This is a genomic window from Rhodoplanes sp. (genome assembly GCF_013377085.1).
Lineage (GTDB): Bacteria > Pseudomonadota > Alphaproteobacteria > Rhizobiales > Xanthobacteraceae > Rhodoplanes.
This window is the reverse complement of sequence record NZ_JACAAX010000014.1, coordinates 15,037-41,388: the sequence shown is the minus strand read 5'-3', so window position 1 is coordinate 41,388 and position 26,352 is coordinate 15,037. Positions and strand designations below refer to the sequence as shown.

Here is a 26,352-nt window from a genome sequence, read left to right as displayed (position 1 = left end):
GCAGCGATCGCATCGCCGGCCGGCCGTGCGGGCCGGTTCACGCGAATGTTGCGCAACGGCGACACCGGGCTAACAAATTGTTCTCAGCCCAGATCGGCTAACCGGTCACGAGCGTGAAATTCGCTTTTGTTAACAAATCGTAAGCGCCGTCGAGCCACGTGAACGACCGTTTCTCGTTTATTGACTTAAAGTAGCAGCGATAATTACCGTCAGCCCCGACGAGACAACCTCTAGCGGGGAACCGCGGTGGACCGTATCGGGCTAGCACTCGTTTCATGGACGGCCCGGCGATACCCGTCGGCAGCCCGCCCCGGACGCCGGGCGGTCACCCGGGCAGGCCTGCTCGCATCGTCGGCCCTGAGCCTCGCGCCGCTCTCCTTGTGTCTCGCGGTGAGTCTGGCGGCGGTGGCGCAGGCCGGCCCGATCGTCGGCGCGAACGGGGCGGCGGGCAGCGATGGAACGACGACCGGCGGCTCCGGCGGTGACGGCGCGGGTTCGCCCGGCAGCGGCGGCACCGGCGCCGCGACAGCCGTCGGCGGCACTGGCGTTGCAGGCGTCAACGGGAACGGGGGCGGTGGTGGCGGCGGCGGTCGGGACATCTCTTATCCCCCTCTGACGTATCCGACCGGAGGCGCCGGCGGCGGCAGCGAGTTCGGGGTGGGCGGGGCCGGCGGCACGTCGACCGCGCCGCCCAAGGGCGGCGGCGAGGAGGCCGGCGGCGGCGGCGGCTACGGCGGCCTCTCGTCCACCGACGCCGGGGGCGGCGGCGGGGGCGGCGGCGGCCGCGGCGCGACGATCTCGACCGCCACGGCGACGATCGCCGCGACCGATCCGGTCACGGGCGGGATCGGCGGCAAGGGCGGAAACGGCGTCGGATCCTTCGGCGACGGGGGCGGCGGCGGGGGCGGCGGCATCGGCGCGGTCTTCACCGGCGCCGGGGTGCTGACCGTGAACGGCACGATCACGGGCGGCAACGGCGGCGTGGGCGGCGACGGCGGCCTGGGCTACGGGAGTCTCGGCAGCTATCCGGGCGGCGGCGGCGACGGCGGCACCGGCCTGCGTGTCACCCAGCAGGGCGCCACCGTCGTCGTCAACGCCGCCATCACGGGCGGTGACGGCGGCGCCATCGGAATCGGACAAAACTCCAACTCGGCGGCGCGCACCAGGGCCGGGGCCGGCGGCGACGGCATCGTCGGGGCCGGTATCACCATCGTCGACAACAGCGCGATCTCGGGCGGGATGAGCGGCGGCGGCACGACGCGCGGCAATGCCGTCACGCTGACCGGGGGCGCCAACGTCCTGACCCTGAACGCCGGCTGGAGCCTGCTCGGCAATATCGGCGTCGCCGGCACCGGAACGACCCTCACCTTCACGCAGACCACCATCGACGCGACGGTGGCCAACATCATCACCGGGACGGGCGGCGTCATCGTCGACGACGGTCGCTCGGGCCATGTGCTGACGCTGTCCGGCGCCAACGCCTACACGGGCGGCACCACGGTCGCGGCCGGCACCCTGCTGATCGGCCTCGGCGGCACGCTGGGCGCCGACACGGGCAGAACCACGGTGAACGGGGCGACGGCGGTGCTGGATCTCGGCGGCACCACCCGGATTCAGGACGGCGGCCTCACGGTCCAGAACGGCGGCACCGTCCGCAACGGCACGCTCTCCTCGTCCGGTGCGTTCGACCTTCAGGACGGCAACATCGGCGCCGTGCTGGCCGGCTCCGGCAACGTCAGCAAGACGACGGTCGGCACCGTCACGCTGACCGGCACCAACACCTACACGGGCGCGACGCAGGTCTCGGGCGGCACCCTGATCGTCAACGGCTCGATCGCGTCGTCGAGCGGGCTCACCGTCGACGCCGGGGCGACGGTCGGCGGCACCGGCACGCTGCCGACCACCGTGATCAACGGCACGCTGTCGCCCGGCAACTCGATCGGCACCATCACGGTCGCGGGCAATCTGACCTTCGGGGCGGGCAGCACCTACCGGGTCGAGGTGTCGCCGAGCGCCGCCGACCGCACCAATGTCACCGGCACGGCGACGCTCGCCGGCTCGGTCGCGGCGCTGTTCCAGCCCGGCACCTACGTCACCCGCAACTACGTGATCCTGTCGGCCGCCGGCGGCCTCGGCGGCACGCAGTTCGCCGGCCTGGCGTCCACCAACCTGCCGGCCGGCTTCACCACCGGGTTCAGCTACACGACCACCGACGTGTTGCTGAACCTCACGGCCGCGCTCGGCGTCGGCCAGGGGTTGAACCAGAACCAGCAGGCCGTCTCCTCCTCGCTGAACACGTATTTCAACAATGGCGGCGCGCTGCCGCCGGCCTTTGCCGGCCTGTTCGGCCTCACCGGCCCGACGCTCGGCGCGGCGCTGACCCAGATCTCGGGCGAGCCGGCGACCGGCGCCCAGCAAGCGGCGCTGCAGTCGACCGGCGCGTTCCTCAACCTGATGCTCGATCCGTTCGTGATGGCGCGCGGCGACGCCGGCGCGGGCGGCCCTGCCCTCGCCTTCTCGGGCGAGCCGGCGTCCGACCCGTCGGGCAATTTTTCGCCCGAGACGGCGCTCGCCTATGCGCGGGCGATGCCGGGCCTCGTCACCAAGGCCCCGCCGCTCGCGGTCGTCGAGCCACGCTGGACTTTTTGGGGCGCCGCCTATGGCGGACGCGCCCGGGTCGCCGGCGACGCCGTGATCGGCAGCCACGATCTCGACGCCCGCGCCTGGGGCCTCGCGGCCGGCGCCGACTATCGGCTGTCGCGCGACACCGTGCTGGGCTTCGCGGTCGCCGGCGGCGAGACCGCGTGGGGCGTGTCGACCGGCAGCGGCAAATCCGACGTCGCGCAGGCCGGCGCCTACGGCTCGCACCGCTTCGGCCCCGCTTATGTCTCGGCCGCGCTCGCCTATGCCTGGCACGACGCGACGACGACCCGCAACATCACCATCCCGGGCATCGAGACGCTCGAAGGCCGCTTCCATCCGCAAGTGTTCGGGGCGCGGCTGGAGACCGGCTGGCGGCTCGGCGGCCCGGCGCTCGGCCTCACCCCCTACGCGGCCGGCCAAGTGCAGGCCTTTCGCATGCCCGGCTACACCGAGGCGGCGGCCTTCGGCCCCGGCACCTTCGCGCTCTCCTATGCGGGCGAAACCGTCACAGCGCCGCGCACAGAACTCGGCGCCTGGGCCGACACGAGGCTCGCCGGCCGCGACCGCGTCGTGATCCTGCGCGCCCGCGCCGCCTGGGCGCACGACTACCAGACCGATCGCCGCCTCACCCCGACCTTCCTGGCCCTGCCGGGGGCGAGCTTCGCGGTGAACGGCGCGACGCCCGACGCCGACCTCGCGCTCCTCTCCGCCGCGGCCGAGCTGCGGCTCGCCAACGGCATCGCCCTGATCGGCAAGTTCGACGGCGAGGTCGGCCGCAGCACCAGCACGGTCGCCGGCACCGGAACGCTCCGCTACACGTGGTGACGACCCGCGCGCGCCGCGGCACCGGGCAGCCTTGACGGCCCGTCGGGGTGGGCTACACCGGACGGAATAAAATTCCGCCCCCGGCGACCCACGGAGCACCCATGACCGACCGCCAGCCCGGCTTCTCCACGCTCGCCATCCATGCCGGCGCCCAGCCCGACCCGACCACCGGGGCGCGGGCGACGCCGATCTACCAGACCACCTCCTACGTGTTCGAGAGCGTCGACCACGCCGCCTCGCTGTTCGGCCTGCAGGCGTTCGGCAACATCTACACGCGCATCGGCAACCCGACCAACGCCGTGCTGGAGGAGCGCGTCGCCGCGCTCGAGGGCGGCACCGCGGCGCTCGCGGTCGCCTCCGGCCACGCCGCGCAACTGCTGATCATGCACGCGCTGCTGACGCCGGGCGACGAGTTCGTCGCCTCGAAGAAGCTCTATGGCGGGTCGATCAATCAGTTCAACCACTCGTTCAAGAATTTCGGCTGGACCGTCGTGTGGGCCGACCCGGACGACCTCCAAAGCTTCGAGCGCGCCGTGTCGCCCAAGACCAAGGCGATCTTCATCGAGTCGATCGCCAATCCGGGCGGCGTGATCACGGACATCGCGGCGATCAGCCAGATCGCCAAGCGGGCCGGCGTGCCGCTGATCGTCGACAACACGCTGGCGACGCCCTATCTGTGCCGCCCCTTCGAGCACGGCGCCGACATCATCGTGCATTCGCTGACCAAGTTCCTGGGCGGCCACGGCAACTCGATCGGCGGCATCATCGTCGACGGCGGCACCTTCAACTGGTCGCGCGAGCGCCGCTATCCGATGCTGTGCGAACCGCGCCCCGAGTACAACGGCATCGTCCTGCACGAGACCTTCGGCAACTTCGCCTTCGCGATCGCCTGCCGGGTGCTGGGCCTGCGCGACCTCGGCCCGGCGCTGTCGCCGTTCAACGCCTTCCTGATCCTCACCGGCATCGAAACGCTGCCGCTGCGCATGCAGCGCCATTGCGACAACGCGCTGGCGGTGGCCGAGTGGCTGTCGGCGCATCCGCGCGTCGCCTGGGTGAGCTATCCGGGCCTGCCGGGCGACCGCTATCACAACCTCGCGAAGAAATACGTGCCGAAGGGTGCCGGCGCGGTGTTCACGTTCGGCCTCGAGGGCGGCTACGACGAGGGCGTCAAGCTCGTCTCCAACGTGAAGCTGTTCTCCCACCTCGCCAATATCGGCGACACCCGCTCGCTGATCATCCACCCGGCCTCGACCACCCACAAGCAGCTCTCCGACGCCCAGAAGGTGCAGGCCGGCGCCGGCCCCGACGTGGTCCGCCTGTCGATCGGCATCGAGGACAAGGCCGACATCATCGCCGACCTGGAGCAGGCGCTGGCGGGGTGAGGCGGACGGCACGGCCGTCCAAAGATCAAACCGGACGGGGGCTGGTTCGCCAGGCGCCGGCCCGGACGACTTGGACCTGCGCAGCGCCGATCGAGATCGCGATCGGCACCGGACCGAGTCCGTCACCAGCAGTTCAATCGGCTCCGCCGATGGGCCGCAACGGACGACTTCTAATCCTGGCATCCTCGATGACGGTGTAGCGGCCGAACAGCTTCTCCCCGTGCAAGTCCAAGGCCGCACGGACGCGTGCCGCCTTGGTGGCGCGCCGTTCCGGGTCGATCCGCAGCAACACGAGACCGGGCACGGCGTTCGCGCGGCGGAAGACGAGGTCGCCGAAATCCTTGTCCTCGGTCAGCAGCAATCGTTGCTCGGACTGTGCCAGCCTGACGACCTCCCGGTCGGTCGCACCCGGCACATGCTCGGCGACCTCGAGAACGTCATGACCAGACTGGCGCAGGAAGACAATGAGCGAGGCATCCACGCATTCGTCGGCGAGCCATCGCATGGCCGCTCAACCGTAGGCGACGTCTTCGTCGGCCAGATAGTCGGCGGCAAACGCCTGAGCGGCTCGAATGTCGTCCGCCGTCAGGCGCGGATGATCCGCCATGACCGCGTCGGCCGTCATCCCGGCACCGAGCTTCCGGAGGATGGTCTCGACCGGAATACGCGTTCCCCGAACCACAGGCTTGCCGCCCATGATCTCCGGGTTGATCTCGATCCGCGTGTGCTTCATGGCGGCATCATAACAGGCCGCTCGGACGACGCGAAGAGACACGATGCGCGGTCGCTCTGGCCCGAGAGAGCCACCGGTAACCGACCTGGAACAGGCGCTGGCGGGGTGAGGATCAGGCAGCGTCGTCGCGCGCGCCGCGCGCGCCCCCGAAGGAGCGCATCGCCCGGCCGGCCCAGCACAGGCCGTTGCGGCCGCCGGCCTTGACCCGGTACATGGCCTGGTCGGCCTTGCGCAGCAGCGTCTCCAGGCCGTCGCCGTCCTCGGGGGCCAGCGCGATGCCGATGCTGGCGCCGATCTCGACGGTGCGGCCGTCGATCCGGTAGGGTTCGGCGACCGACTGCAAGAGGCCGCGCACCATCGCGTCGAGCTCACCGTTGACATCCGTGCGGGTGGCCACCACGGCGAACTCGTCGCCGCCGAGCCGCGCCGCGAGGTCGCCGTCGCGCAGGCAGCTCCGCAGCCGCTCCGACACCCGGCGCAACAGCTCGTCGCCGACCGGATGGCCGTGCAGGTCGTTGACCTCCTTGAAGCGGTCGAGATCGATGCTGAGCACGGCGAAACGGGCGCCGCGCTCGTGCAGGCGTTTCAGCGCCTCCTCCATGTGGTCCTGGAACATCGCACGGTTGGGCAGGCCGGTCAGCGAATCGTGCAGCGCCATGTAGGCGATGCGCCGCTCGCTGGCGCGCCGCTCGGTGACGTCCGTGTAGGTGCGCACCATGCCGCCGTCCGGCATGGAGACGCAGCAGATCTCGATGGTCTGGCCGTTCGTCCGGATGCGCTCGAACATGGCGGTGGCCCCATCGCGCCTGGCCGCGTGCCCGAACGCGACCAGGTCGGCGTTCGCCAGCTCGCCGGCCGAGCCGAACTCGCCGCGCCGGCGCATCTCGGCGAGCACCTCGGAGAAATGCGGCCGCTCGGCGAGAAACGCCTCCGGCACGCCGAGCAATTCGACGGCCCGGCGGTTGAACACCGCGATACGGCCGTCGCGATCGATGGTGACGATGCCCTGCGAGATGGTCTGCAGCGTGACCGCGAGCTCCTGCGAGCTGCGGCGCGCCGCCGCCTCGCTGGCGAGCAGCGCCGCGGCCGTGCGCTCCAGCGCCAGGCGCTGGCGCACCGCCAACGCGATCGCGGCCAGGATCACCAGGGTGAGGACGGCGGCGATCACCGAGTAGACTTTCACGTACCAGGCGTTGTCGGCGAAGGCCTCGACCGTCGACACGGCCGCATAGACGGCGAGCGGCAGTCCGTCGACCTTCCGGTACGAGACCAGGCGGGTCACACCGTCCCGCGGGCTGCGGACGACCAGCGAGCCGCTCGGAGCCTCGTCGAGCCGTCGCAGCGTCGCCCACTCGCGAAACGAGCGGCCGACCAACGGTGTCCCTGCCCCGGCTCCGGCCCGCACGACTCCGTCGGTGCCGACCAGCACGATGGCGCCGCCGGCGCCGAGATCGATCGAGCGGTAGAAGCGCGAAAAGTACTCGGCGTCGAGCGAGGCGACCAGGACGCCGAGCAGGATGCCGTCGCGGTCGCGCACCGGCCGCGACAACTGGATCGACCGCTTGCCGGAGACGCGCCCGAGCACCGGCTCGCTGACGAACAGCGTGTCGTCGTCGCCGTCGAGGTGAACCCGGACATGCCGCCGGTCGGACAGATCGACGGGCCCGGAGGCCTGGCCGCTGGTGGCGAGAAGCATGCCGTCCGGGCCGACCAGCGAGAGCTGCAGCGCCACGCCGCCGGACATCGTCGCGCCGTGCGCGAAGGCCCGGAGATCGAAGCCGGCCGGATCGAGCAGATACGCCGCGCGGGCGAGCCGCAGGATCTGGTCCGGTTCGGCCACCGAACGGACGAAATGCTCCTCGACGACGCGCGCGATGTTGCGCGTGTTCTGAAACGCCATCGCCTGCAACTGGTCGCGCTCCAGGCCGAGGTGATAGCCGATGATCACCCACAAGAGCGCGATCGTCAGGAGGCCGAGCGCCGTCGCAGGCTGGCACAGACACCTCACCGGGAGTCTGGCATTCACGCGAGCCCAACCGGCACTGATCGAGGTCCACCACATCATTGCGGCGTTCTAGGCCGGAACGATTTCGACTCCCTTACGCAGACGTCGCCGGAACAGCGTCGAGTTTATCGCTTTTTTGCTGATGCATTGCGGCTGTTGCCGAAACCTCGCAGTGACCATTGCGGCCGGCATCGGGTGGTTCCGGCGGGCATTTCGCGTGGCCGGCGCGGATGCGCTATCCTGCCCGCGATCGGGTCAGGAGAATCGACCATGCCGTTCCGATGGCTCGCTGCGCTCACCGCCATGGCGGTCCTGCTGGTCGTCGCGCCGCCGTCCGCCGGCGCGCAGCAGAAAGTTGCGCTGGTCGTCGGCAACGGCGCCTACCGCAACGCGACCCCGCTCGCCAATCCACCCAACGATGCCGCCGACGTCGCGGCGGCGCTGCGCCGGCTCGGCTTCGCCGTGATCGAGGGCCGCGACCTCGACAAGCACGCCCTGGAGGACAAGATCCGCGCCTTCGGCCGCGCCCTCGACGGCGCCTCGGTGGCGCTGTTCTTCTATGCCGGGCACGGCCTGCAGGTGGCGGGCAGGAACTATCTGGTGCCGGTCGACGCCAAGCTGGAGCGCCCCGGCGACCTCTCCTTCGAGACCATCGATGTCGGCCAGGTGCTCGGCCAGATGGAGGCGGAGGCGCGGGTGAACCTGGTTTTTCTCGACGCCTGCCGCGACAACCCGCTGGCCCGTACGCTCGCCCGTTCGCTCGGCGCGCGCTCCGCCTCGGTCGGCGCCGGCCTCGCCTCGATCCAGAGCGCGGTCGGCACCATGATCGCCTACGCGACCCAGCCCGACAATGTCGCGCTCGACGGCGAGGGCCGCAACAGCCCGTTCACGACGGCGCTGCTCAAGCACCTGCCGACCCCAGGGCTCGACGTCGCCGTGCTGATGCGGCGCATCCGCTCCGACGTGGTCGCCTCGACGCATTCGCGGCAGGTGCCGTGGGACCATTCCTCGCTGATCGGCGATGTCGTGCTGGTCCCGGGATCTGCGGCATCGGCCGGCACGGAGCCCCCGGCCCAGCCGTCCGTCACACCGCCACCCGTCAAGCCGCCACCGGCGACGAGCGACCGTGGCCAGGACGTCGATATCGCCTACTGGAACTCGGTGAAGGACACGGGCAACGTCGCGCAGATCCGCAGCTACATCGCAGCCTTCCCCAACGGCACCTTCGTGGCGCTGGCCCGCCTGCGCATCGAGGAGATCGAGAGCCGGACGCCGGGCCGCCCGACCGACGACGGCCGCACCCGGGTCGGCGCGCTGGAGCCGGCCGGCGGCGTGCCGCCCCGCCCGCAGTCGCCGCGTGAAAATTGCGCGAGCTTCAACGCGCCGGCCGGGGTCGATCTCTACTGCGCCAGCTCGGTGCTGCAGCCGCAGCTCGGCAACACCTATGGGGTGCGCAATCTGTTCGGCGGCGACATCAGCGCGGCCTGGGTGGAGGGCGCGGCCGGCGACGGCACCGGCGAATGGGTGACGGTCGCGTTCGACGGCGAGCGGACGGTGCGGGCCGTGGTGGTGAACAACGGCTACGAGAAGAGCACGGATCTCTACGTCAAGAACGGCCGGGTGCAGACGCTGCGGCTGGTCTTCTCGACCGGCGAGAGCCGCACCGTCACGCTGCAGGACCGCCTCGGTCCGCAGACCATCGCGCTCGACCGTCCGGTACACGCCCACTGGGTTCAGTTCGTCATCGACCGCACCTATCGGGGCACGACCTACACCGACACGGCGATCTCCAAGCTCGCGGTGTTTTCCGACCGAGCCCGATAGGGCGCGCCCTGCCCTCACCGCGCCGCCAGCACCAGATTGGGCACCGGCATCGCGACCGAGGCGGGGCGGGTCAGGCGCTCGGCATGCAGGGTCGCCAGCGCGAGGACCACCAGGGCAGCGCCCTGGTGCAGCAGCGCAAGCTCGATCGGCACGCGATAGACCAGCGTGAAGACCCCGACGGCGATCTGCGCCAGGATGGCGAGCGCCAGCGCCAGCGCGCCGCCGCGCACGCCCTTGCGGGCGCCGGCAGTCGCGACCGCGTCGACGAGATGCAGCAGCGCCACCAGCGCCAGCACGTAGCCGACCATCCGGTGGGTGAACTGGATCGTCAGGGCGTTCTCGAAGAAATTCAGCCACGGCGGATCGGCAAAGAACAGGTCGTCGGCACGCGGGAAAAACCTGTCGTCGATCAGCGGCCAGGTGTTGTAGACGAGGCCCGCCCGCATCCCGGCGACCAGTGCGCCGAAATAGATCTGCACCAGCACCAGCGCGCCGAGCAGCATGGCGCCCGCCCGCAGCCGCCACGAGACGGCGAGACCGCGCGGCGCCCCGACCCGCGCCGCCGTCCATACCAGGGCGGTGAACACCAGGCAGGCGAGCGTCAGATGGAAGGCGAGCCGGTAGTGCGAGACGCTGATGCGGTCGGCGAGCCCGGACGACACCATCCACCAGCCGACGCCGGCCTGCACGGCGCCGAGGCCGAAGATCACGGCGAGCCCGCCGCTCAGCCCGGGCGGCAGCGCGCGGCGCCACAGCAACCACAGGAACGGCAGCAGGAAGACGAGGCCGGTCAGCCGCGCGACATTGCGGTGGCCCCACTCCCACCAGTAGATCGTCTTGAACTCGGAAAGCGACATGCCGCGATTGACGATCTCGTATTGCGGGATGGCCTTGTACTTGTCGAACTCGGCCTGCCAGCCGGCCTGCGACAGCGGCGGCACCGTGCCGGCCAAGGGGCGCCACTCGACGATGGACAGCCCGGACTCGGTGAGCCGGGTCGCCCCGCCGACGACGACGGTGAGGAACACCAGCGCGGCGACGAGCGACAGCCACAGCCGGACGAGACGGATGCGTCGATATGGCACGAGCGGATCCCGGGGGTTCGGCCCGCTTGCGCGGGCACGGGCGCCTGCGCTGCAACGCTGCTTGCGCGGGCACGAGCGGACCATATAGACGTGGGTTCCGGGCCGCAATCGTCAACCGAACCGGTCCTTTTCGACCGCGCCCGACCGGGTCCGGCAGCGATTTTTCAGGGGCGCGCCCGCGTGGTCGCGACCCGCCATCACGGTGATCCCATGAATCGTCGCCGGCGCCGCTTCATCGGCATCTTCGGGCTGATCGCCCTGTTCCTGGTCTGGGGATTCCTGGCGCTGGCCGCCGCCTATTTCGTTCTCGACTCGCCGAGCTGGATGGTGCGCATGGCCTTTTACGCCATCGCCGGCGCCGGCTGGCTGCCCTTCGCGATGCCGATCGTCAGCTTCATGTCGCGGCGCTGAGCGAACACGCCTGGATGGTCGTCGTTCCGGGACGGCGCGACGCCCCGGAATCACTTGCGTCACGCCACCCGGAGCCGGCGCAGGCCGTTCCACAGCGCCGTGCCGGCGCCCGACACCAGCACGTCGACGTAGCGGCTGCGCTGGAACTCGCCGTTGATCGAGATGCGCGGCAACGCCATCAGGGTCTGGGCATGGGCCGGGAACAGCACGCCGGGGCGGGTCGTGACGGCCGTCTTGAAGCCGAGCTCGGCCGCGATGGCGAACTCGCGCGGCCCGGCCGAGTTGCAGTCGCCGTACGGATAGGCGAGGTGCAGCGGCCTCACCCCGAGGGCGGCCTCCAGCACGGCGCGGCCCATCTTCAGCTCCGAGCGGGCGACCGTGTCGCACGCCTTGGCCAGCCTCACGTGGTTGACCGTGTGGGCCCCGATGGTGACCAGAGGGTCGGCGGCGATCTCGGCGATCTCGTCCCAGGTCATGCACACCGCGTCGCAGATCGCGCTGGTATCGATCCGGTAGCGGGTGGTGAGCTCGCGGACGGCATCGAGCATGCGGGCGTCGCTCGGCATCGCCCGCAGCCAACAGTACAGCACCTGGTAGGCCTCGAACTTCTCGGCCGGGGTGGCGCAGTCGATACGGCAGTCGCGACCGTCCATCTCCAGCACGATCGAGTCGTTGCGGGCGATCACGGCCTCGAGGGCGTCCCACCACAGCTCGCCGAGGCGGTCGGGAAAGCTGGTCGGGACATAGACGGCGAACGGAATGCCGTGCCGCTTGAGGATCGGGTAGGCCCACTGCTTGTTGTCGCGATAGCCGTCGTCGAACGTGAAGGCGATGAAGCGGCGGCCGTAATCGCGCTCGGTGAGGCGACGATGCACCTCGTCGAGCGAGACGAAGTCGGCCCCCGTGCTGGCCAGCCGGTCGATCACGGCCTCCAGGAAGTCCGGCGTGATCTCGAGAAGCTGGTTCGGCTGGAATCCGTCCCGGCGAGCCGGGCGGACATGGTGAAGCACCAAGATGGCGCCGACGCCGCCGACGAAGCGGCGCATGACCCGGTGAGCGCCGGAGAAGTACAGCGCCTCGAGGCCGGATCGGATGATGGCTTTTCTCAACTGGTCCACGTCCTGCGTCCGTCGAGGCGATGCGGCGCAACCTGATCGGCCATGATGCGTCACCTCCGGGCTCGCCGCCAAGCCCACCGCGGGAGCCCCTCTGGTCGGCTGGCGTAGCTCCGGCGTCCGCACGGGTGCGGCGCGCGGGCCGCCCGGCCCCTCGACCGGACGATACGTCCAATGGCTTTACCAACGCTTTGTTGATTTTTCTTTGCCAGCCTCACTCACCAACATCGATTAATCCGGCCAGGATCCCCATGACCGTCGTCACCGTCGACCTGACCGCAACCCATGTGGCGCAAAGGAGCGATCCCGCGCCTGCCGGGATGCCTCTGTCGCGGGACGACACCATGCCCGGATCGGTCGATTGGGTGGAGGATTTCGCCACCGCCGAGCCCATTTGGCGCGACCTCGCCGCCCGCGGGGCGGTCGGGACCGCCTTCCAGCGGTTCGACTGGGTGGCTGCCTGGCAGCGCCATGTCGGCGCCCCGGCCGGGCTGCGCCCCCTGGTGGTGATCGGCCATGACCGAACAGGCTCCCCCGCCTTCCTGTGGCCCTTCGTCTACGCCCCGCGCGCCGTCACGGTCGCCCGCTTTCCCGGCGGCGACCATTCGGGGCTCAATATCGGCCTGTGGCGGCGCGACGCGGCCGCCGCGATGGACGCTGCGGCCGTCATCGACATCCTGCGCCGCACCGGCCGCCGCTGCGGCATCGACGTCTTCGCCCTGACCCGGCAGCCGCCGCGCTGGCGCGGCATCGCCAACCCGTTCGCAAGCCTGCCCGCCCAGGCCGCGGTCGACGACGTGCCCGGCCTGACCTTCCCGGCCGGCGGCCCCGAGAAGGCCCTCGAGGCGGCGCTGACGCGCGACATGCGCGGGCGCCTGCGCGGCAAGGAGCGCAAGCTCGAGAAGCTGCCGGGCTACCGCTATGTCCGCGTCACCACGCCGGCCGAGGCCGACCGGGTGCTCGACGCCTTCCTCATCCAGAAGGCGTCGCATTTCGCCGCCCAGGGCATCCACGACGTGTTCGCAGAGCCGGGCGTCGCGGCCTTCCTGCGTGAGGGCTGCCATATCGGCCTCGCCGACGGCATGCCGCGGATCGAGCTGCATGCCCTCGAGGACGACGACGAGGTGATCGCCGTGATGGGCGGGGTCGCCGACGACCACCGCTTCTCCTCTATGTTCAACTCCTACACGACCAGTGAGAACGGCCGCTGGAGCCCTGGCCTGGTGCTGATCACCCACATCATCCGGGACTGCGCCGAGCGCGGCCTCGCCGGCTTCGACCTCGGGCCCGGTGCGGCGCCCTACAAGGCATTCTTCTGCCGCGAGCCGGAAGGGCTGCTCGACAGCATCGTGCCGGTGTCGTGGCGTGGCCACGCCGCCGCAGCCGTGCTCGCCGCCACGGCCGCCGCCAAGCGGCGCGCCAAGGAGAGCGAGACGATCAAATCGCTGGTGCAGCGGCTGCGCCGCGGCGTCGCCGCCGCCGGATGAGCGGCGGTCGATCTCGCGAATCCCGATTCACGCCGCCTCTGGCTGCGGCGTCGGGGCGACCAGCGGGGCGCCGGCCAGCACGATGAGATCCTCGCCGTAGCCGGACGATGCGAGGCGCAGGCGGGCGACCCCGGCGATCGGGTCGGACGTCTCTGACACCACCAGTACGCCGGCCGGCGCCAGCTCGGCGATCTGGTCGGCCGCCACCCCATCGAACGAGCCGACATCGATGATGACGTGGTCGTAGGTGCGGGCGAGCGCATCGATCATGGTGACGAAGCGCAGCGAGGCGAGCAGCGCGCCGGTGTCGGCCTCGCCGCGGCCGCGCGGCACCACATGGGCGCGCGAGAGCTTGTCGCGGGCGATGATCTCGCCGAACGTCGCCTCGCCCCGGATCATGTCGGTGACGCCCGGCCCGTCCCCGCCGATCGCCGGCGCGGTCGATCCGGCCGGCTCGGCGCCGAGCCGCACCAGCACCACGAGGGAGTCGCGGGCGAGCAGCCGCGCCACCGCGACGGCCGCCTGGGTGGTGCGCCCGTCCGGAGCGGTGCCGAAGATCGCCACCTGACGGCCCAGGTCACCATCGCGCAGGCGGCGGGCGAGCTCGTCGACCGAGGACAGCGTCAGGACCGTCCGCTCGTCGTCACCCTCTGCCGGCGCGGATGGCGCCGCGGCGATCTCGGAGGCGAGGGTCTCGGGGTGCGCGGCGGCTTCAGGCTCCGCCGCAGGCGCCGAGGGACCCGCAGCAGGCGCGTCAGGCTCGGTTCGCGACGAAGGCGGCGCGCGCGACGTGATGGCGGGCAGCGCCCGCCCGAACAGGCGGCGCGCCAATCCGGTCGACCCGCCGGACGGTGCGGCGAGCGCCGGACCGGCCGGCTCGGCCGCCGGCCTCGGGGCCGCGACGACGGCCGCCGGCGCGCGGGACGGCTCCCACCTGGACGGATCGATCCGGGCCGGCTCGGGCCGGGCCGCAACATCCTCGGGTGTCGTGCGCAACAGCTCGCCGGCCGTGACGATGGCGGCGAACACCGCCAGCGTCGCAAAGGTGGCGACCAGAACCATCGGCAACTTCTTGGGGAAGAACGGCGTGTTCGACACGATGGCGCGCGAGATGATGCGGGCGTCGGCCGGCGCCGAGCCGATGCTCTCGCGGGCGCTCGTCTCGCGGTACTTGCCGAGATACGACTCGAGCAGGTCGCGCTTCGACTTGGCGTCGCGCTCGAAGGCACGCAGCCGCACGTCGTCCTCGTTGCTGGTCGTCGCCTGCCGCTTGAGCGAGTCGAGCTCGGTCCCGAGCTTGGTGACCCGCTCGGCCGCCTCCTTGGCGTCGTTCTCGAGCGTGCGGACGAGCTTCTCGGCTTCCGAGCGGATCTGCCGATCATAGTCGGAGATCTGCGCCTTCAGCTCCTTGATGCGCGGATGGTTGTCGAGCAGCGTCGAGTACTGCTCGGCGAGCTGGGCGCGCAAGGCCACGCGCTGCTCGGAGAGCCTACGGATGAACTCGGAATTGGCGATCTCGGAGGCTTCGATGGCGTCGCCCCGCCGCAGCATGTCACGCAGCAGGCGGGCCCGCGTCTCGAGGTCCGCCTTGCGGGCGCGCGCCGTCCCGAGCTGGGTGTTGAACTCGCCGAGCTGCTGATTCGACAGCGTGGTGTTGTTGGTGCCGACGAACAGATTGCTGCGCGAGCGAAAATCCTCGACCCGCGCCTCCGCCTCGCCGACCTCGCGGCGCAGCCGCTCGATCTCGCCGGAGAGCCAGCGGCTCGCCGCCTGCATCTCATCCTGCTTGTTGCCCTGCTGCAGCTTGAGATAGCCCTGGGCGACCGCATTGGCGATGCGGGCGGCCAGCACCGGATCGTAGGACTGGACCTCCAGCGTGATGACCCGCGACTTGTCGACCGCGAAGGCGGTGAGCCGCTCGTAATAGGCGTCGAGCACCCGCTCCTCGGGAGTCATCCGGTAGGGGTCGCGAGAGATGCCGAGCGCCACCATGACCTGCTTGTAGATCGGCAGGCCCTCGATCAGCGGGTCGAACTCCCACCGCTCGTTCAGCTTCAGCTCGGCGATCACCTGGGTGGCGAGCTCGCGCGACAGGATGAGCTGAACCTGGCTGGTCATCGCCTCCTGGTCGGCGGCGCTGCGCTCCATGGTGGCGCGCTCGGCCTCCGGCCGCAGGAAGACGTTCTCGCGGCCCTCGTAGAGGATGCGCGCCTCGGACTTGTAGCGCGGGGTCAGCAGATTGACCGCGACGGTGGCGGCCAGGGCGACCAGGAGCGTCGGCAGCACGATCAGCCATTTGCTGCGCCACAGCGCGCGGCCGATGGCGCGCATGTCGAGTTCCCCGACACGCGCGCCCATGGGATCACGGTCCGCTCCGAACGACATACTGGAACTCCACAACCGGCAGACAATACGCACGCAGGTGGATTTCAACCCATTATGGTTGCCATCGCGTTAATCGTCACGGCCCGGGACGCGATGCCGCAAGACCGGCTTAACCTTGACAGAGGGTTTCCGCTGTCATGAATTCGCAATGGGCTAGTTTCTGCCGCCGGGTCCGCTGTCGATGCCGCGGCCCTCGACCCCTGCCCGACGCGCGGAGGATTCGGCCATGCACGTGCCGGTTCGGTTGAGAATCGTGCACGTCGTGCGTGCCCCGATCGGCGGTATTTTCCGCCATGTCTGCGACCTCGCCACCGCCCAGAGCGCCGCCGGCCATACGGTCGGGATCGTCTGCGATTCGCGCACCGGCGGGGCTTTCGAGGCAAAATCCGTCGAGGCGGTCGCCGGCCGGCTCGCGCTCGGCGCCACCCGCCTGCCGATGCGACGCGATGTCTCGCCGGCCGATCTCGGCGCGCTCGTGCGCCTGACCCGGCACGTGCAGACGCTCGCTCCCGACGTGATCCACTGCCATGGCGCCAAGGGCGGGGTCTACGGCCGGCTGATCGGAGCCTGGCTCGGGCGCCGCCGGCCCATCGCCTGCCTCTACGCACCGCATGGCGGCAGTCTGCACTATGCGACCGGCTCGATGGAAGGCCGCTTCTACTTCGCGATCGAGCGGGTGCTGGAGCGCGTCACCGACGCCCTCGTCCATGTCAGCGCCTACGAGGCGGAGACCTATCGGCAGAAGATCGGCCCGCCGCGCTGCCGCGCCGTGGTGATTCCGAACGGGCTGCGCGAGGAGGAGTTCGAGCCGGTCATCCCGCGCGAGAACGCCCGCGACCTGTTGTTTCTGGGGATGTATCGCGAGCTCAAGGGCACCGACGTGTTCCTGGAGGCGATCGCCCGGCTGGAGAGCCGCTGGGGCCGGCGCGCCAGCGCCCATCTGTTCGGCCAGGCCGAGGACGAGGGCCGCGCCCGTTACCAGGCGCTCGCCGCCGCGCTCGGCATCGGCGATCGGGTGACGTTCCACGACCCCGCCCCGACCCGCGAGGCGTTTTCCTTCGGCCGCGCCGTGGTGGTGCCGTCGCGCGCCGAATCGATGCCCTATATCGTGCTGGAGGCGATCGCGGCCGGGCTGCCGATCGTGGCGACGCGGGTCGGGGGCATCCCGGAGATTTTCGGGCCCCGCGCCGGCGAGCTGGTGCCACCCGGTGATCCCGACGCGCTCGCGGCGACGCTGAACGCCCTGCTCGCCGACCCGGTACGGGCCCAGATCGACGCCGCGGCGCGGCTTGACTGGGTGCGGCCCCGCTTCCACATTGATGCGATGCAGCGCCGCGTGGACGAGCTCTATCGCGAGATCCTGGCGACCAAGACCCGGGCCCTGAAACCGTTGGCCAACAAGGCCCTCGGGAACGACGCCAAGTCGACGAACGGGTCGTCCGCAACGGTCTAGCCGGCATTTACCAGATTGTGTGAATACCGGGCGGGGCCCATCGACGTTTACGCGTTCCTCGCCATTTGAAGCTAAGACTCTTTCGGGCGTTGCTCCGACGCGCAGACGGGCCGGAGGCACGACCGCTCCGCAGCCCCCCGGAGAAACTGACGATGGCGCTCGCCATACCGCCGATCAATGATCCCCTGCCCGGTCGACCCGGGAGCCATTCGCCGACGCCGCGCGAGCTCAGCCCGATCGCCCGCGCCATCGCCGAGGAGCCGGTCGCCAAGGCGGTCTCGCCCGTGGTGATCACCGGCATCGTGCGGGTCGTCGAGTTCGTCCTGATCGTCCTCACCGGCGCGCTGGTGCACGCCGTCTGGATCTATCCGGTCGAGGGGCTCGAGGCCATGTATGTGGTCATCGAGTTCGCGATCGCGGCGGCCGCGATCGTCGCCTTCCAGGTGTTCGACATCTACAACGTGCCGGCGTTCCGCTCGCATGTCTACCAGCTCGGCCGCCTCGGCCTGGCCTGGACGCTGGTGTTCCTGCTGGCGCTGGCCCTGTCGTTCTTCGCCAAATACGAGAACACCTTTTCGCGCGCCTGGACGGCCGGCTGGTACGTCGTCGGCCTCGTCACGCTGTTCAGCTTCCGCATCGCGCTCGGCGCGCTGGTGCGGCATTGGGCGGACCAGGGCCGGCTGATCCGCCGCGTCGTCATCGTCGGCGGCGGCCGCGAGGGCGAGGCCTTGGTGCGCGCCATCGCCTCGGAGGCGCATTCCGACCTGCGGGTCTGCGGCGTGTTCGACGACCGCGCCGACGACCGCTCGCCCTCCGTGGTGGCCGGCGTGCCGAAGCTCGGCACCGTCGACGACCTGGTCGAGTTCACCCGCCGCACCCGCGTCGACCTGATCCTCGTCTCGTTGCCACTGACGGCCGAAGAGCGGGTTCTGCAAATGGCGCGCAAGCTGTGGGTGCTGCCCGTCGACGTGCGGCTCGCCGCCCACATGAACCGGCTGCGCTTCCGCCCGCGCGCCTATTCATACATCGGCAATATCCCGGTCCTCGACATTTTCGACAAGCCGATCGCCGACTGGAACCTGGTCATCAAGTCGGTGTTCGACCGTGTCGCCGCATTCCTGATCCTGCTGGCGATCTCGCCGGTGTTGCTGGCGACCGCCGTCGCCATCAAGCTCGACAGCCGCGGCCCGATCCTGTTCAAGCAGCGCCGCCTCGGCTTCAACAACGAGGTGATCGACGTCCTCAAGTTCCGTTCGCTCTATCACGAGCATTCCGATCCGGACGCCAAGCGCGTCGTCACCAAGGGCGACAACCGCGTCACCCGGGTCGGACGCTTCATCCGGAAAACCTCGATCGACGAGCTGCCGCAGCTCCTCAACGTGCTGCGCGGCGACCTTTCGCTGGTCGGCCCGCGGCCGCACGCCATCCACGCGCCGCTCGCCAACAAGCTGTGGGACGACGTGGTCGACGGCTATTTCGCCCGCCACCGGGTGAAGCCAGGCATCACCGGCTGGGCCCAGATCAACGGCTGGCGCGGCGAGCTCGACAGCCCCGAGAAGCTGCAGCAGCGCGTCGAGCACGACCTCTACTACATCGAGAACTGGTCGCTCTTGTTCGACCTCTACATCCTGCTGCGCACGCCCTTCGCGCTGCTGAAGACCGAGAACGCGTATTGAGCGCACGACCGCCGTGTGGCGGGAAGAGGCCGGGCTGATGTCCATCGCCGCCACCGAGCCGCTCGGAGACGCCGCGCCCCGCGCTGCGGCGTTTTCGCACGCCGGTGCGGGGCGTCCGGGCGCCGATTCCGCCACGGCGGGCGAGCGGCTGCGCCTCGCGCTCCTGTGGATGATCGCCTTCACCAGCGGCTTCGTGCAGATCGAGCCGGCGCCCTACGAGCTGTTCGTCTCGGTCGCCATCGTGGTGTTCGCCGCCACCGGCCTCACCTTGCGGGCGTCGTTGCTGCCGCTCCTCGCGCTGCTGCTCGTCCAGAACATCGGCTACATCGTCTCGCTGATGCCGGTGATCGAGCTGCCCCGCACCTTCATGTGGACGATCGTCACCTGCTTCCTGTCGCTCACCACGCTGTTCTTCGCCATGGTGCTGTCGCAGAGCACGGCGCGGCGCCTGGACATCCTGATGCGTGGCTACGTGGCCGCCGCGCTGGTGACCTCGGCCATCGCCGTGCTGGCGTTCTTCCGCCTGATCCCGGGCGCCGACTCGTTCATCCTCTACGACCGCGCCGCCTCCACCTTCAAGGACCCGAACGTGTTCGGCCCCTTCCTGGTGCTGCCGGCCCTGGTCCTGCTGCAGCGCATTCTCTCCGGCGCGAGCCTGCGCGTCATCGCCGGCGCCGGCGCCAAGGTGCTGCTGATCGCAGCCGGGCTCCTGCTCACCTTTTCGCGCGGCGCCTGGGGGCATTTCGCCGTCTCGGCCATCGTGATGCTCGGCCTCACCTATGTGACGACCCGCTCGGCCGCCGACCGTTTCCGCCTGACGCTGCTTGCCGCCATCGGGGTCGCCGTGCTGGCCGGCCTGGTCGTCGTGCTGTTGTCCTTCGACGTCGTCGGCGACATGTTCAAGGTGCGCGCCAACCTGGTGCAGGACTACGACGCCGGCGAGCAGGGCCGCTTCGGCCGCCACGTCGCCGGCATGCTGCGGGTGTTCGAGCTGCCCTTGGGCGTCGGCCCGTTGCAGTTCTCGACCGTCTTCAGCTTCGAGCCGCACAACTCCTTCATCAGCGCCTACATGAACGGCGGCTGGCTCGCCGGCACGACCTGGCTGGCGCTGACGATCGTCACGCTGGTGCTCGGGCTGAAGCACGCCTTCGTGCGCACCCCCTGGCAGCCGACCTTCATCGCCGCCTATGCGGCCTTCGTGGGCGAGGTCGGCGAGAGCTACATCATCGACGTGGCGCACTGGCGCCACTACTTCCTGATCATGGGGATCGTCTGGGGCCTGATGGTGGCGTCACGTCCGGCGCGGCCGGCGGGCCGCCTGACGAATGACGCGCCCGGACAGATGATACCAGCCTTCAGAAGCTCCGACTCGTCATGCGCGGGCTCGACCCGCGCATCCATCGCTTGAAAGAAAAGCTTCTTTCGACGTTCGATGGATTGCCGGGTCAAGCCCGGCAATGACGGTGAAGGTCGAGGACGACGAATACCGGCATGATGAGCCGCGCAGCGCTCGCACCGACCTGACAGGCGGGGCGCCTGTCAGCGAGGTGTCGGGTTTTCGTGCGGCTTCCGGCCTGCCTCAGCCCTGCACGCGAACATATTGCTGATACGAGTAGCGCTTGCCGATGTCGTGGCGGAAGAGAAAGTCGTCGACCGCGACCATCGGCTTCATCAGGCGGCTGCGCAGCAGATAGAGCGAGGCCAGCGCGAAGAACTCCATGCGCGGATACTCGATGGTCACGTCGAACACGCCGCGCAGAACCTCGATCTCCGACGGGGTCAGCGGAAACTCGTGCGGATCGCCGTATTTCGGCACCCACAGCTTGCCGACCACGTGCTCGCGGAACCACAGCAGCAGGTCGCTCGCCGCGTTGTTCTCCCAGAAGAAGGCCTTTCCTCCCGGCCGCACGGCGCGGCGCAGCGCCTGGCAGAACTCGCCGAACGGCTCGAGATGGTGGAGGATCATCGAACCGTAGACGAAGTCCACCGGCCCGAGCGTGTCGATCGTCATGGCGTTGCAGACCACCGGCCGCACATTGGTGACGCCGAGGCTGGCGCAGCGGCTCTCCAGCGACGCGATCGCCACCGGCGAGGCATCGACCGAGACGACATTGGCGCCGGTCTCGGCGAGCAGCAGCGAGGAGGCGCCGGCGCCGCAGCCGAGATCCAGCACGGTCTTGCCGCGCAGGTCGCCGAACCAGTCGGCCGCCGCATGGATCGCCTCGCGGGCGTGCGGACCGAGCTCTTTCGAGTAGATCGGGTTGGTCGTGTAGACCTCGTCCCAAAAACCCGAGGAAACCGAGGCACCTTGCTGTTTCATCGAGACGGCCTGGCTCACGCGATCCTCCCGCGGGCACGTGGTCGCCGTCGCGACCCAGGCCGCCTTCGCGGCCCGAGGGGGCGCACCCGAAACGTCAGACGATTACGCGACGGACGTTGGTTTTAGCTTAACGCCACGGTCCTGCGGGACAATTCACTGCGAGGTCGCGGCCGTGCGGTACCGGGGCGGCACACTAGTACCGTTTTGGTCGGATCGCCGGCGCCCCGCCCGCTGCATCGCAGCCTCCCGCTCCACCCGTGCACGGCCGCGGCCGGGTCGGTTGCGCCGCCGCGGCCGCATCACTATAGTCCCGCCGCTCGGAGCGTAGCGCAGCCCGGTTAGCGCACCAGTCTGGGGGACTGGGGGTCGAGAGTTCAAATCTCTCCGCTCCGACCATCCTTCTCGAAAATCGAATGATCTCCGCTCCACCGGCCGCGGCGCTGCGACCGGCCCCACAGATGAATCCGCCCCTGAGAGCCAGGATCGGCGAGGCGCCCGGTGCGCTCGCGCCTTGAACTATACCCCTAGGGGGCATATTATGCCGGCGGGTGGGGGACATGCGAGTTTTCATGACGCGGGTCTTCGCGCGGTTCGCCCGCAAGGAAGGCCTCGACGACAGGCGCCTGTGCGAGGCCGTCGCCCGTGCGGAACGCGGCGCGGTCGATGCGGACCTCGGCGGTGGCCTCATCAAGCAGCGCGTCGCGCGACCGGGCGGTGGCCGGTCCGGCGGGTACCGCACCGTGGTTGCGTTTCGGACGGCCGAGCGGAGCGTGTTTTTGTACGGCTTCGCCAAGAACGAACGGGCCAACATCGATGTGGCGGAGCTGACCGACCTGAAGAAGCTCGCCAAGCTGGTCCTCGCCTACACCGACCGCCAGATCGCAAAGGCGGTCGCGGAGCAGGAGCTGAAGGAGCTACCCTATGCCGACGACGAAGAAGAGCACGGCCGGTAAGCCGCGCAGCCGCATCGCGGCCGCCATCCACGAGACCGCCGCCGGCCTGCACCGGATCGGGCTGGTGGACAAGGCCACCATGCGCGAGTTCGACGCCTCGTGCCTGACGGCCGTCGAGCCCCTGTCGGCCGGGGAGATCGTCGCCATCCGCAAGCACGCCGGCGTCAGCCAGGGTGTTTTCGCGCACTACCTGAACGTCAAGCCGAAGCTCGTGAGCGAATGGGAGCGCGGCGAGAAGCGGCCGAGCGGCCCGTCACTGAAGCTGTTGTCGATCGTCAAGGCCAAGGGCCTCGACGCCATCACGTAATCGAGCAGAGGCCTCATCGAGTTGAGGCCTCGGTTTACGAGGCTTCCTTGGGCAGGCATACGGGCAGTCGCATGTCGGCGCGAGCCCGGCCAGGCCGAGTCCAGGTCTCCCCCTTCGCGGCCCTGGATGAGACCCGCGATGTTCGATGATCTGATCACGCGTGTGCCGGAGGAGTTCCGCACAGCCGGGTCAAACCGTTCCCGCGGGGCGGCCCGTCCGTTTCCGAAAGTCCCGAAACGAGTCCCGAGCTGACTGCAAATTCTCATACAAATAACTGATATTACAGAATATTATACTCTCTACTGTCCGGTCTGGGGGACTGGGGGTCGAGAGTTCAAATCTCTCCGCTCCGACCATCTCTTTCGAACCCCGAACGAATCCGGATGATGCGAGTTCGCGCGAGCTCACGGGCCGGGAATTCGTGAGTCGCCGTCGACGCCCGTGGTTTTCATCGCTGTCGAAAAGGCTCTAAGAGTCGGATCTGATGTCCGGCAACCCACCCCCATCGAGAAGACCCGCCGTGCGTCGCGCCGTGATGCTCGCCTTTGCCGCCATCGTCGGAGGCCTCGTCGGAGGTCTGGCCCTGCTGGCCGGGACGTCCGGCGCCGCCGCGGCCGAGCAGACCGTCATGATCGTGCCTGACGCCACCGCGCCGGTGCCGGCCGGGACGCCGGCGGCGCGCGGGCGCATTCTCGTGCCGCTGCATTCCACCGTGATCGCCGGCGGCGGCCGCACCCGGCTCAACTTCTCCGGGCTCCTGTCGATCCATAACGCCTCCGAGCGGCACCTGCTGGTGGTCGACGCCATCGAGTATCGCGACCAGGCCGGCCGGCTGATCGAGCGCTCGCTGGACAAGCCGGTCGCGCTGAAGCCGTTCGCCTCGCTGCAGGTGGTGATCGCCCAGGAGGACGTCCGCGGCGGCATCGGGGCGAGCTTCTTGGTCGACTGGTCGTCGCCGGAGGCGATCGACGAGCCGGTGGTCGAGGCCGTGATGGTCGCGGTGCATGGCACACAAGGCTACAGCTTCGTCTCCACCGGCCGCCGCATCGCCAGGCCTTAGAGCATTTTCCGGCGACCTCGACCCACCCCTCCGCTCATTCCCGCGAAAGCGGGAATCCAGAGGCCACGCCCAGCGCACTGGGTCCCCGCCTTCACGCTACGGGATGCACAGATCTCGTTTTGTCGAGACCATCTGGTGGTACGGCAAAAAGAGCGCCTTCCCCACCGTCGTCATCGCCGGGCTTGACCCGGCGATCCATCATCCTGCGAACAAAGCATTTTTGCGAAAATCGATGGATGCGCGGGTCGAGCCCGCGCATGACGCTCTCATGCATGGCAAGCCTTGTGTGCATCCCGTAGCGCCTTCACGGGGACGAGCGGTGCGAATGCCGATTCGTCGCCATCGAAAATCGCTCCAGCCGCTGCGCCGGCCTGCGACACCCTGCCCCGGGTTGCCCGGCCGGTCGGCGGCGCTCCATAATGGCCGGCATCCAAAACACCAACTGACGTTCCGCAGGCCGGACCGCGTCGAGGGCCGAAGCCGTCATGCCGCACGAGACCCCGCTGATCGCCACCATTGTCGCGGGGCTCGGGCTCGCCTTCGTGCTCGGCGCGCTGGCGCACCGGCTGAAAATCCCGCCGCTGGTCGGCTATCTGATCGCCGGCGTGCTGGTGGGGCCGCACACGCCCGGTTTCGTCGCCGACCAGGCGCTCGCCACCGAGCTCGCCGAGATCGGCGTCGTCCTGCTGATGTTCGGGGTCGGGCTGCATTTCTCGCTCGACGATCTCCTGTCGGTGCGGGCCATCGCGGTGCCGGGCGCGATCGTCCAGATCGCGGTGGCGACCGCGATGGGCGCCGGCCTCGCCTGGCTCATGGGATGGCCGCTCGCGGCAAGCCTGGTGTTCGGCCTCGCGCTGTCGGTCGCATCGACCGTTGTGCTGCTGCGCGCCCTGCAGGAGCGCCGCCTGGTCGAGACCGAACGCGGCCGCATCGCGGTCGGCTGGCTGATCGTCGAGGATCTGGCCATGGTGCTCGCCCTGGTGCTGCTGCCGGCGCTCGCCGGCGCGCTCGGCACGGGCTCGCCCGGCACGGGCGGCGCCCACGCGGTCGACGCCACCTTCGGGCTCGATCTCGGCGTCGGCGGCATCCTCGCCGTCACGCTGGTCAAGGTCGCGGCCTTCGTTCTGGTCATGCTGGTGGTCGGCCGCCGCGTCATCCCGTGGGTGCTGCATTGGGTGGCGCACACCGGCTCGCGTGAATTGTTCCGCCTTGCCGTGCTGGCGATCGCGCTCGGCGTCGCCTTCGGCGCAGCCAAGCTGTTCGGCGTGTCGTTTGCGCTCGGCGCCTTCTTCGCCGGAATGATCCTGGCCGAATCAGAATTGAGCCACCGCGCCGCCGAGGAGTCGCTGCCGCTGCGCGACGCCTTCGCGGTGCTGTTCTTCGTCTCGGTCGGCATGCTGTTCGATCCGATGAGCTTGGTGCGCGAGCCGCTCGCCATCCTGGCCACGCTGTTCATCATCGTGATCGGAAAGTCGGTCGCCGCCTTCCTGATCGTGCGAGCCTTCGGGCATCCGCTACGGACGGCGCTGACCATCTCGGCGAGCCTGGCGCAGATCGGCGAGTTCTCGTTCATCCTGGCCGAGCTCGGCGTCGGCCTGAAGCTGCTGCCCGAGGATGCGCGCGACCTGATCCTGGCCGGCGCCATCCTGTCGATCCTGCTCAATCCGTTGGCTTTCGCCGGCGTCGCCGCCGTCAAGGCCCGGCTCGATCGCCGCGCCACGCAGGCGGCGCCCGCTGCCGACAGCGCACCGCCTGCCGCCGCACCGCCGGCGGCCACGGCGGCGGACGCCGATGAGGCGCTGGTGCCGACCACACTCACCGGCCACACCATCCTGGTCGGATACGGCCGCGTCGGTCGGCTGGTCGGCGAGGCCCTGCTGGCCGCCGCCGTACCGTTGCTGGTGATCGAGGACGCCGACGATGCGCTCGCGGATCTGCGTGTGCGCCATGTCGAGACGCTGGCCGGCAATGCCGCCGGCGCCGAGATTCTCGCCGCTGCCAATATCGCCGCAGCGAAGCGGCTGGTGCTCGCGATCCCCAACGCGTTCGAGGCCGGGCAGGTGGTCGCGCAGGCCAAGGCGGCGAATCCGGACATCGAGATTCTGGCGCGCGCGCATTCCGATGCCGAGGTCGAGCACCTGCGCAGCCTCGGTGCGACCATCGTCATCATGGGCGAGCGCGAGATCGCGCGCGGCCTCATCGAGCGGATCGTTCCGACCACGACGCATACAGGCGCGCAGGGCAACTTGCCCGAGGCTACATCCTGACGTCGACAGTGCTGCGCCGACATATCAACGCCGGTACGGCGACGCCGACAGTCGGCCGAGGACAGTTCTCAGTACCAGAGCTTACGCGGCACCGCAGGGTCGCCGGCGCTGTCGGCGAGACCGGCGGGCGGCGACGGATGGGCGCGCGTCATCCAGCCCTCGGCCTCGAGAGCACGCACCAGCGCGTCAGTCGCCAGCCGAACGTCGATGGTCGATGACGTGTCGGAGGCGATCAGCAACAGCCGGCCGAACGCCGCCCAGTGCGGTCGTCTGCGGCAGCCGAACGGCAGATCGTCGAGAAACGCCCGGTTGGCGTCGATCAACGTCCGCATGGGCCGCATCGGACCGGACTTCGGAGTCACGAAGTAAGCGAGCTCGGTGTTCCAATTCATCGACAATGACAGCGCGGTGCCCGGCGCAA

General features: G+C 69.7%; 20 protein-coding genes and 1 tRNA gene. 13 read left to right on the top strand and 8 right to left on the bottom strand.

Annotated elements, in window-relative coordinates; translation table 11 throughout:
• Positions 1-390 precede the first annotated feature (390 nt).
• Positions 391-3,468, top strand: coding sequence for an autotransporter domain-containing protein (locus tag HXX10_RS12095; RefSeq protein ID WP_296522493.1), 3,078 nt, complete (start codon positions 391-393; stop codon positions 3,466-3,468).
• Positions 3,469-3,569: 101 nt separating this feature from the next.
• Complete coding sequence (locus HXX10_RS12090) at positions 3,570-4,850, top strand: O-acetylhomoserine aminocarboxypropyltransferase (RefSeq protein ID WP_296522492.1); 1,281 nt, start codon at positions 3,570-3,572, stop codon at positions 4,848-4,850.
• A gap of 133 nt (positions 4,851-4,983) precedes the next feature.
• Here HXX10_RS12090 and HXX10_RS12085 read toward each other — a convergent pair whose 3' ends face one another.
• The 3 genes from HXX10_RS12085 to HXX10_RS12075 all read right to left on the bottom strand — a co-directional run bounded on the left by HXX10_RS12085 (position 4,984) and on the right by HXX10_RS12075 (position 7,609).
• Positions 4,984-5,355, bottom strand: coding sequence for a DUF5615 family PIN-like protein (locus HXX10_RS12085; RefSeq protein WP_296522491.1), 372 nt, complete (start codon positions 5,353-5,355; stop codon positions 4,984-4,986).
• Between the two features lie 6 nt (positions 5,356-5,361).
• Positions 5,362-5,583 carry a DUF433 domain-containing protein gene (locus HXX10_RS12080; RefSeq protein ID WP_296522489.1) on the bottom strand — a complete coding sequence of 74 codons (222 nt, stop codon included), beginning with the start codon at positions 5,581-5,583 and terminating at the stop codon, positions 5,362-5,364.
• 112 nt (positions 5,584-5,695) lie between these two features.
• Entirely contained in the window at positions 5,696-7,609 is a 1,914-nt protein-coding gene (locus HXX10_RS12075; protein WP_296522488.1) for a diguanylate cyclase, read from the bottom strand.
• A 249-nt stretch (positions 7,610-7,858) separates the two neighbouring features.
• On the opposite strand from HXX10_RS12075, the gene HXX10_RS12070 reads away from it, so the two are divergent.
• Positions 7,859-9,412 (top strand): caspase family protein, encoded by a 1,554-nt coding sequence (locus tag HXX10_RS12070; RefSeq protein ID WP_296522487.1) that lies wholly within the window; start codon positions 7,859-7,861, stop codon positions 9,410-9,412.
• Between the two features lie 14 nt (positions 9,413-9,426).
• Here the strand turns inward: HXX10_RS12070 and HXX10_RS12065 are convergent, their stop codons facing one another.
• Positions 9,427-10,497 (bottom strand): COX15/CtaA family protein, encoded by a 1,071-nt coding sequence (locus HXX10_RS12065; RefSeq protein WP_296522485.1) that lies wholly within the window; start codon positions 10,495-10,497, stop codon positions 9,427-9,429.
• 210 nt (positions 10,498-10,707) lie between these two features.
• Here HXX10_RS12065 and HXX10_RS12060 point away from each other — a divergent pair, with 210 nt between their 5' ends.
• The gene (locus HXX10_RS12060) at positions 10,708-10,908 is read left to right on the top strand and encodes a DUF2842 domain-containing protein (RefSeq protein WP_296522484.1); all 201 of its coding nucleotides are present in this window, start codon (positions 10,708-10,710) and stop codon (positions 10,906-10,908) included.
• Positions 10,909-10,967: 59 nt separating this feature from the next.
• Here HXX10_RS12060 and HXX10_RS12055 read toward each other — a convergent pair whose 3' ends face one another.
• Positions 10,968-12,026, bottom strand: coding sequence for a polysaccharide deacetylase family protein (locus HXX10_RS12055; RefSeq protein WP_296522483.1), 1,059 nt, complete (start codon positions 12,024-12,026; stop codon positions 10,968-10,970).
• Between the two features lie 248 nt (positions 12,027-12,274).
• On the opposite strand from HXX10_RS12055, the gene HXX10_RS12050 reads away from it, so the two are divergent.
• Positions 12,275-13,510: a GNAT family N-acetyltransferase gene (locus tag HXX10_RS12050; protein ID WP_296522482.1), complete on the top strand. Its 1,236-nt coding sequence runs from the start codon at positions 12,275-12,277 to the stop codon at positions 13,508-13,510.
• Positions 13,511-13,537: 27 nt separating this feature from the next.
• Here the strand turns inward: HXX10_RS12050 and HXX10_RS12045 are convergent, their stop codons facing one another.
• Positions 13,538-15,895, bottom strand: coding sequence for an exopolysaccharide transport family protein (locus HXX10_RS12045; RefSeq protein WP_296522481.1), 2,358 nt, complete (start codon positions 15,893-15,895; stop codon positions 13,538-13,540).
• Positions 15,896-16,121: 226 nt separating this feature from the next.
• Here HXX10_RS12045 and HXX10_RS12040 point away from each other — a divergent pair, with 226 nt between their 5' ends.
• The 3 genes from HXX10_RS12040 (at position 16,122) to HXX10_RS12030 (ending at position 20,432) form a co-directional block, all read left to right on the top strand.
• Positions 16,122-17,348, top strand: a complete 1,227-nt coding sequence (locus HXX10_RS12040; protein WP_296522480.1) for a glycosyltransferase family 4 protein — start codon at positions 16,122-16,124, stop codon at positions 17,346-17,348.
• A gap of 152 nt (positions 17,349-17,500) precedes the next feature.
• A complete protein-coding gene (locus HXX10_RS12035; protein WP_296522479.1) occupies positions 17,501-19,024 on the top strand; it encodes an undecaprenyl-phosphate glucose phosphotransferase in 1,524 nt (507 codons plus the stop codon).
• Between the two features lie 37 nt (positions 19,025-19,061).
• Positions 19,062-20,432, top strand: coding sequence for an O-antigen ligase domain-containing protein (locus HXX10_RS12030; protein WP_296522478.1), 1,371 nt, complete (start codon positions 19,062-19,064; stop codon positions 20,430-20,432).
• A gap of 171 nt (positions 20,433-20,603) precedes the next feature.
• Here the strand turns inward: HXX10_RS12030 and HXX10_RS12025 are convergent, their stop codons facing one another.
• Positions 20,604-21,362 (bottom strand): class I SAM-dependent methyltransferase, encoded by a 759-nt coding sequence (locus HXX10_RS12025; protein WP_296522477.1) that lies wholly within the window; start codon positions 21,360-21,362, stop codon positions 20,604-20,606.
• A 300-nt stretch (positions 21,363-21,662) separates the two neighbouring features.
• Between HXX10_RS12025 and HXX10_RS12020 the strand changes: the two genes are divergently transcribed.
• From HXX10_RS12020 to ybaL, 5 genes are all read left to right on the top strand, one after another.
• Positions 21,663-21,740, top strand: a tRNA-Pro gene (locus HXX10_RS12020).
• Positions 21,741-21,901: 161 nt separating this feature from the next.
• The gene (locus HXX10_RS12015) at positions 21,902-22,297 is read left to right on the top strand and encodes a type II toxin-antitoxin system RelE/ParE family toxin (RefSeq protein ID WP_296522476.1); all 396 of its coding nucleotides are present in this window, start codon (positions 21,902-21,904) and stop codon (positions 22,295-22,297) included.
• Positions 22,266-22,604 carry a DNA-binding transcriptional regulator gene (locus HXX10_RS12010; RefSeq protein WP_296522475.1) on the top strand — a complete coding sequence of 113 codons (339 nt, stop codon included), beginning with the start codon at positions 22,266-22,268 and terminating at the stop codon, positions 22,602-22,604. The genes HXX10_RS12015 and HXX10_RS12010 overlap by 32 nt, the downstream gene beginning before the upstream one ends.
• A gap of 520 nt (positions 22,605-23,124) precedes the next feature.
• Entirely contained in the window at positions 23,125-23,664 is a 540-nt protein-coding gene (locus HXX10_RS12005; protein WP_296522474.1) for a DUF3124 domain-containing protein, read from the top strand.
• Between the two features lie 485 nt (positions 23,665-24,149).
• Positions 24,150-25,931: a YbaL family putative K(+) efflux transporter gene (ybaL, locus tag HXX10_RS12000; protein ID WP_296522473.1), complete on the top strand. Its 1,782-nt coding sequence runs from the start codon at positions 24,150-24,152 to the stop codon at positions 25,929-25,931.
• Positions 25,932-25,999: 68 nt separating this feature from the next.
• Here ybaL and HXX10_RS11995 read toward each other — a convergent pair whose 3' ends face one another.
• Entirely contained in the window at positions 26,000-26,263 is a 264-nt protein-coding gene (locus HXX10_RS11995) for a hypothetical protein (RefSeq protein WP_296522472.1), read from the bottom strand.
• Positions 26,264-26,352: the final 89 nt, after the last annotated feature.